The 2,713-nt window shown below is 50.2% G+C and carries 5 protein-coding genes and 1 pseudogene; all 6 read right to left on the bottom strand.

Features of this window, described 5'->3' with window-relative positions; translation table 11 throughout:
• Nucleotides 1–310: 310 nt before the first annotated feature.
• Nucleotides 311–598 carry a type II toxin-antitoxin system RelE family toxin gene (locus CUC53_RS10050; RefSeq protein WP_100294036.1) on the bottom strand — a complete coding sequence of 96 codons (288 nt, stop codon included), beginning with the start codon at nucleotides 596–598 and terminating at the stop codon, nucleotides 311–313.
• The gene (locus CUC53_RS10045) at nucleotides 588–830 is read right to left on the bottom strand and encodes a type II toxin-antitoxin system RelB/DinJ family antitoxin (RefSeq protein ID WP_100294035.1); all 243 of its coding nucleotides are present in this window, start codon (nucleotides 828–830) and stop codon (nucleotides 588–590) included. The genes CUC53_RS10050 and CUC53_RS10045 overlap by 11 nt, the downstream gene beginning before the upstream one ends.
• 71 nt (nucleotides 831–901) lie before the next feature.
• On the bottom strand, nucleotides 902–1,156 hold the full coding sequence (locus CUC53_RS10040) for a hypothetical protein (protein ID WP_100294034.1): 255 nt from the start codon (nucleotides 1,154–1,156) through the stop codon (nucleotides 902–904).
• A 412-nt stretch (nucleotides 1,157–1,568) separates the two neighbouring features.
• Nucleotides 1,569–1,760: a YegP family protein gene (locus CUC53_RS10035; RefSeq protein ID WP_100294033.1), complete on the bottom strand. Its 192-nt coding sequence runs from the start codon at nucleotides 1,758–1,760 to the stop codon at nucleotides 1,569–1,571.
• 11 nt (nucleotides 1,761–1,771) lie between these two features.
• On the bottom strand, nucleotides 1,772–1,894 hold the full coding sequence (locus CUC53_RS10030; RefSeq protein WP_100294032.1) for a YHYH domain-containing protein: 123 nt from the start codon (nucleotides 1,892–1,894) through the stop codon (nucleotides 1,772–1,774).
• A gap of 553 nt (nucleotides 1,895–2,447) precedes the next feature.
• Nucleotides 2,448–2,693, bottom strand: a pseudogene (locus tag CUC53_RS10025) (IS4 family transposase); the annotation flags it as partial.
• Nucleotides 2,694–2,713 lie beyond the last annotated feature (20 nt).

Below are 2,713 nucleotides of genomic sequence, written 5' to 3'. Positions count from 1 at the left end.
GCCGAAATCAATCCCTGTTCTTTTCCGGTGATGGTCATGTAGGCATGGTTGGCCATGTTCTTATTTCCTATCTGCTTAGTGAATCCATCATTGTGCCACAGGCAGCAGACGGGGCCAGATAGCCCCGTCACTGGATGCGTGATTTCAGGCTTTTCTGACACCCATGAGGGAGGGGGGAAGATTGCACCAGCAGGGGCCAAAAAACGCTGCGTCTAATCGTCATTATGTTGAATTAGGTCAGTGAGCAACCTCACATAACAAAACGGCCAGCTTGATGAGCTGGCCGCCAGATATATCTCGCACAAGTGCATCACTCTAGTCGCGCTGTCGCGTCCAAATATGCTTGTTCCCGCTCTCGTTTACCGATCGCTACCACGAACACCACTACCCGCTCATCCTGCACTTGGTAAACCAATCGATACCCTACATTTCGCAGTTTGATCTTGTAGCAATCCGGCAAGCCGTGCAGACGATTAGCCTCATTTCTGGGGCGCTCTAGCACCTCTATGAGCTTCTTTTTAAACTGATGGCGGACGGTATCGCCTAGCTTCTTCCACTCCCGCAATGCTCGGGGATCAAACTCTAGCTCAAAGCTCATCCAGTGAAACCCTGATCCCCTTTTGAGGACTGGCTAACCGCTCTCTCACCAAGGCAAGCAATGCGGCTTCATCCTCGGTCACCAACGTCGTCTTAAAGGGCAACTTCTCTTGGGTAGCTACGTACTCCAAGGTTTGTCGTAACAGCTCGGAAGGCGTTACCCCTAACTTGTCTAATACCGCATAAGAACGAGCCTTCAGCTCATCATCAATGCGTAGATTAATCGTCCCCATGATCACACCAATGTAAATACAAACGTAATTACATTCTATGCTTGCACGACCCCGTGGGCAACTCGTTACCGCTATCTGGCCAGCCCGCTGAAATTGGCGGCATCGATCTCAAAGCGGCTAACGCCGATCGCCTGCAGATAGAGCACTAGGGTATCGAGTTTGCGAAACACCCTGAGCTGCTTGCTACGCTGGGCGGCGAGGGCGCGTTCAGCGAGGCCGTAGCGGATCAGCAGGGTCCAGCCACCTGGCTGGCCGACGGCGACCACGACACGGACAGCGCCGGAGGCCACCAGTTGGACCAGGGTGGGATGAGTGATGGTTTGCATAGGGAACTCAGGGACAAGGGACGGTGCGGCGCAGGATGGGAGATAACGCGCGGCAAGACAAGCCACTTTGCAGGGTGGTGGGCAACAAAAAAGGCGTCCGATTTAACGTAACGCCCCCTTATACGCATTTAACGTATGGTCACCATTGGAAACCAACATTAGAGCCCACATCTCTATTTTGAGAGGGGCGTCCTCTTAAATATTCAAAGGACACATACTTATGGCTCTTAAACCAGGTCCAAAACCAATCGCTAAGTCAACAGGGCAACCAGATCAGCGTCGCCGTGACAATAAAGATACACCTGGGAATACTCCATCGCTAAAACCGAGCAAATCCACAAAGAAGTGAGAAAACACCGTAGAGACCGCGTAAAATTGGGGCCACTGGCCCCACCTACACAGCCAGCGATCACTAGGTAAGATCTTTGACTGTTTGAGTGGAACCATTAGCCTGAACTGATTCAATCCCGTTTTGCGCAGCCTGCTTGGTTTTATACATCTCACTTGTGGCAATCACTTCATGATTAGCCGCTTTGAGCACAAAGTAGTAAGGCTGCGTTGTATCTGTAGTGCTTTTCTTAAGTTCGTAATAACCCTGAGCCATTTTATTTCTCCTTAGTGACAGTGATATGGCTTAGTGCCAGCATGGCACCCATTCGAATCAGTACCACCAGAATGGGCTTGAACAACACCAGCAGCCAAAAGAGAAACAAAAACCATAGCAATGAGCTTTTTCATAAAACCGTCCATCTTATTGATTAAAAAGTCAAAATTTTGTCTTTATAGTGCAGAGCTCAAAATAACAGCAAGCGCCATTCAAGTACAATCTGTAAGGTTTTATGGCAATATGTAATGAGTGCTAAGAATTGCTAATACGGCTAAGAGCGGTGTACTTAATCGTCATTATGTTTAATGGCCAACTTTGCATAGCAAAACGGTCAGCCCGTCAGGATTTGGCCGCCTGTATCGCGTTTTGGGGCGTTTCCACACCCAAGACGGGGCATTTACTGCCTGAAAGTTTGCAACGCTTCTGAGGCGGTTTTAGGGGGCTTTCCCGCAGCATCCCATTTCACCCTCACTTTGCTAGCAAAGGCCTATTTGTCTATATTTCATCGCCCATCTAGCCGAACCCAAACAGTTCAGCCGACTGGATAGGCAAAGGTGGGGCCACTGGCCCCACCCCAAAAAGGGATGCTATTGTGCCGAACAAGGCTGACATGATGCACAGCCTCTTGGCTTCCCCTCCAAAGCCAAAATGTAAACCACCTCCAATCAGGTTAATGCCAGTCAGTTAAGCCTGACTGGCATTGTTTTTATTGGCTTTTTGCACCGCATACTTTTGTGGTCTTGCCTTCACACTGCGGGGATAACTCCGCTCCCTTCGCTCCGGTAATACAAACTGCCCCGCCTGCTTATCCAGCTCCGCCACCCGCTTCGGGATACTCCCCGGTGACAGGTACGGCATGCAGCTCAGTTCATGGATGAGATAGACCGACGCCATGTGAAAACTCAGCTGGCTCGCCGTGTATCCCTTCAGACCTGTCTCTTATACACATC

It is taken from the genome of Aeromonas cavernicola, from assembly GCF_002795305.1.
In the GTDB taxonomy this organism is placed as follows: domain Bacteria; phylum Pseudomonadota; class Gammaproteobacteria; order Enterobacterales; family Aeromonadaceae; genus Aeromonas; species Aeromonas cavernicola.
The sequence above is the reverse complement of the archived record's forward strand: the minus strand, read 5'-3'. Positions and strand labels throughout refer to the sequence as shown.

What these genes read in the sequence shown, in the direction of transcription:
- CUC53_RS10050 (WP_100294036.1), bottom strand. Translation starts at nt 598, where the DNA reads ATGAGCTTTGAGCTAGAGTTTGATCCCCGAGCATTGCGGGAGTGGAAG.
- CUC53_RS10045 (WP_100294035.1), bottom strand. Translation starts at nt 830, where the DNA reads ATGGGGACGATTAATCTACGCATTGATGATGAGCTGAAGGCTCGTTCT.
- CUC53_RS10040 (WP_100294034.1), bottom strand. Translation starts at nt 1,156, where the DNA reads ATGCAAACCATCACTCATCCCACCCTGGTCCAACTGGTGGCCTCCGGC.
- CUC53_RS10035 (WP_100294033.1), bottom strand. Translation starts at nt 1,760, where the DNA reads ATGGCTCAGGGTTATTACGAACTTAAGAAAAGCACTACAGATACAACG.
- CUC53_RS10030 (WP_100294032.1), bottom strand. Translation starts at nt 1,894, where the DNA reads ATGAAAAAGCTCATTGCTATGGTTTTTGTTTCTCTTTTGGCTGCTGGT.